Consider the following 3,415-nt stretch of genomic DNA (forward strand, 5'->3'; position numbering starts at 1 on the left):
GTAAGCGCTGTCCTGACCCCACCTTCCGGATCATCGCTTGATCATTGATGTTCAACCTCGAAAGAGGGCTAGGACATATGTCGATTTCAGAACTTACGCTTAAATCCAAGGATGAGCCGATACGCCGGTTTGAGGTGTTCACAGGCAATGGCCGTCGTCGCGAATGGAGCGACGATCAGAAGGCGCAGATCATTGCGGAGAGTTGCGAGCCTGGCGTCACGGTGTGCTCTGTGGCGCGGCGGCATGGATTGACGCCGCAGCAGTTGTTCACATGGCGACGGCTCGCCCGAAAGCCGCTTGATGTGTTGTCGGTGCCGGAGCAAGCACCAATGTTTGCACCAGCAGTCGTCGTGTCGCCCGAGAATTCGGAACCGAAGAGGGCGCGGCAAGCACGTTTGCCAAGAAGAACTTCTCCGGAGGCGGCCATTGAATTGCGGATTGATGGAGCCTGGCTGCGTATTGCCTCTGGCACCGATGCTGCAACCATTGCCGCCGTCATCCAGGCGTTGAAGGCTCAGTCGTGATTGGCCCGTCCGGTGCGGTAAAAGTGATGATCGCCACCAAGCCTGTCGACTTCCGCAAAGGTGCTGAAGGATTGGCGGCATTGGTAAAGGCCCAGATGGGTGCCGACCCGTTCTCGGGCACGATCTACGTATTCCGGGCCAAACGAACGGACCGGATCAAGCTGATCTTCTGGGACGGCAGCGGCGTGTGCCTGGTCGCCAAGCGGATCGAGGATGGCGAGTTCCATTGGCCTCGAATGCAAGACGGTGTGATGCATCTGACGGCCGCCCAGTTCTCGGCTCTGTTCGAAGGATTGGACTGGAAACGCGTGCATGCGCCGAGCGAAACGCGCACGCCGATAAAGGCCGGATAACGGGCGCGACCAATTGAATCAGAGCCATTCAGCGTCTCGCTCCGAGCGGCAAAATATGCTGTTCTCGATCCATGACGATGACGGCAGACGAGCTTCCGGATGACCTGAACGCGCTGAAAGCAATGGTGCTTTCGCGTGAGGCGGAGAATGCCCGCCTGCGGCAGATCATCAAGGAATTACAGCGTCACCGCTTTGGTCGACGGGCAGAGACGCTTCCAGAGGACCAGCTTCTGCTTGGGCTTGAAGAGGCCGAACAGATCGAGGCTGCCGGGCTGGAAGAGAAGGAACAAGGCTCGACTGCTCTGCGCCAGGCGCAGGTCGCTAAACGGCGTACGAACCGGGGTTCACTGCCAGCGCATCTGCCGCGCGTCGAGATCGTGGTCGATATCGATAACCATGCCTGCCCCTGCTGCCGCAACGACCTGCATCGGATCGGCGAGGATGTCAGCGAGAAGCTCGATCTTGTGCCCGCCCAATTCCGGGTGCTCGTGCTGCGCCGCCCGAAGTATGCCTGCCGGGCCTGTGAAGAAGTCGTTGTCCAGGCTCCGGCCCCGGCAAGGCTGATCGAGGGCGGCATCCCGACAGAGGCAACCGTCGCCCAGGTGCTGGTATCTAAATATGCTGACCACCTGCCGCTGTATCGCCAGGCGCAAATCTACAAGCGTCAGGGCATCGACCTCGACCGTTCGACGCTCGCCGACTGGGTCGGTCGCGCCGCCTGGCATCTACGCCCGGTCCATCAGCGGCTGCTCGATCATCTGAAGTCATCGTCCAAGCTCTTCGCCGACGAGACGACGGCCCCGGTGCTCGATCCGGGACGTGGCAAAACCAAGACCGGCCAGCTTTGGGCTTATGCACGAGATGACCGGCCGTGGCAGGGCGATGACCCGCCCGGTGTCACCTATGTCTATGCGCCAGATCGCAAAGGCGAACGACCGATGGCCCATCTCGACGGCTTCGTCGGCATCCTGCAGGTAGACGGCTACAGTGGATATCGCCCGCTCGCGGCAAAGAACACCGTGTCGCTGGCCTTCTGCTGGTCCCACGTTCGACGCCGCTTCTATGAGCTTGCTGCCGCTGGTCCGGCACCCATCGCCAGCGAGGCGCTGCGACGCATCGGCGAACTTTACAGGATCGAAGAAGAGATACGTGGCCGGCCCCACGAGGAGCGTCGTGTCGCCCGTCAGGAAAAAAGTCGTCCGATTACCGACAGCCTCGCTCCCTGGCTGCGTGAACAACTCGGCTACATCAGCCAGAAGACAAAACTCGCCGAAGCAATCCGCTATGCCTTGTCACGCTGGGACGGCTTGACCCGCTTCATCGACGATGGCCGGATCGAGATCGATTCCAACGTCGTCGAACGGTCAATCAGGCCAATTGCCCTCAATCGCAAAAATGCGCTATTTGCCGGTTCTGACGCCGGGGCCGAACACTGGGCGACTATCGCCTCGCTCATCGAGACGGCAAAGCTCAACAATGTCGAGCCACTGGCCTATCTCTCAGACGTCCTCACCAAGATCGTCAACAATCATCCAAATAGCCAGATCGACGACCTGCTGCCTTGGGCCTATGCCGCAACGCACGATCTCAAAGCCGTGGCCTGAAAACAGCGCTTACATTCAATATAGCCACCGCGTGAATGGACCAGAACCGCAGGCGGAATGAATAACAACAGCAGTGCGAGGCTGATCCAGAAGTTTCTTTTCTCGCGCCGGGCTTGTTCCACCATCATCGCGCCTCCAGCGCCCATGGTTGAATGCGACCACCGCGCTTGATCAGGATCGCGGGATGGGTGTGGCTTGCATCGGGAGGATTGATACGAATCTCCGCCTGTTGCGCGAGCGGAGTGATCAGGCTTTCTGCCACGAGAAGAGAGCCACCGTTGATTTCACGTTCCGGCAATTCGAATATGAGGAGAACGGGTCTCGGAACGCCCGGCTCCAGCCTTTCAGACCCAAGCAACCCCCACGCATTGGTGATCCGTTGGCTCATCGAATATTGCGCTCCACTCGGCCCCTGCCACAAGGCCGACATCAGATTGATACTCTCTTTGTCCGCTCTGGCCGCAGCTTCGAGCACCAGCCATTTGCCTGAGCTGGTGTAATTGCGATCAGTTCCGAAACTCGATGTAACCAACTGATCTGCTATGTAGCTATCCGCAACACCTATGGTGAATTTGGCAGTTGAGAGCGGCTTTCCCTGTTCACCCTTCACTTTAACCATCGAAACGATATCACTGTAATATGGCGTCGAATGCTGCATGGCGTACAAGGCACCAACAGTAACAACTACGGCAATGACGGTCAGCAGTATCCGTCTCATCCGCTGTCCCCGGGTGCGGCGTCGGTTACTTTCAGCTCGACGACGCCAACGGGATCGCGATCAAGCCAGTTGGATGCGCCATAGAGGTTATCGCGCTTTTTGTATATCTGGCTTCCGACTAGGCCGTGCACTCATAAATAGGCTAGCTATTTGAATGGATTGGTTATTGAAAGGCCTCGGATTTGGAGGTCTTTGATGTCACGTCGCCGCTATGAA

Annotated in this window: 4 protein-coding genes; 3 read left to right on the forward strand and 1 reads right to left on the reverse strand. The window is 58.4% G+C overall.

Translation table 11 applies throughout. The annotated features are described in order from the left end of the window. The first annotated feature begins 77 nt into the window (after positions 1 to 77). The 3 genes from tnpA (at position 78) to tnpC (ending at position 2,481) form a co-directional block, all read left to right on the forward strand. Entirely contained in the window at positions 78 to 524 is a 447-nt protein-coding gene (tnpA, locus tag ACTJKP_RS26505; RefSeq protein WP_181375986.1) for an IS66-like element accessory protein TnpA, read from the forward strand. Beyond that, the gene (tnpB, locus tag ACTJKP_RS26510; protein WP_109366349.1) at positions 521 to 877 is read left to right on the forward strand and encodes an IS66 family insertion sequence element accessory protein TnpB; all 357 of its coding nucleotides are present in this window, start codon (positions 521 to 523) and stop codon (positions 875 to 877) included. The genes tnpA and tnpB overlap by 4 nt, the downstream gene beginning before the upstream one ends. 71 nt (positions 878 to 948) lie before the next feature. Continuing rightward, on the forward strand, positions 949 to 2,481 hold the full coding sequence (gene tnpC, locus ACTJKP_RS26515) for an IS66 family transposase (RefSeq protein WP_121539677.1): 1,533 nt from the start codon (positions 949 to 951) through the stop codon (positions 2,479 to 2,481). A gap of 124 nt (positions 2,482 to 2,605) precedes the next feature. On the opposite strand, the gene ACTJKP_RS26520 is transcribed toward tnpC, so the two are convergent. Beyond that, positions 2,606 to 3,199 (reverse strand): hypothetical protein, encoded by a 594-nt coding sequence (locus tag ACTJKP_RS26520; protein WP_440632783.1) that lies wholly within the window; start codon positions 3,197 to 3,199, stop codon positions 2,606 to 2,608. Positions 3,200 to 3,415 lie beyond the last annotated feature (216 nt).

The sequence above is a fragment of the Brucella sp. 22210 genome (genome assembly GCF_052045675.1).
In the GTDB taxonomy this organism is placed as follows: Bacteria; Pseudomonadota; Alphaproteobacteria; order Rhizobiales; family Rhizobiaceae; genus Brucella.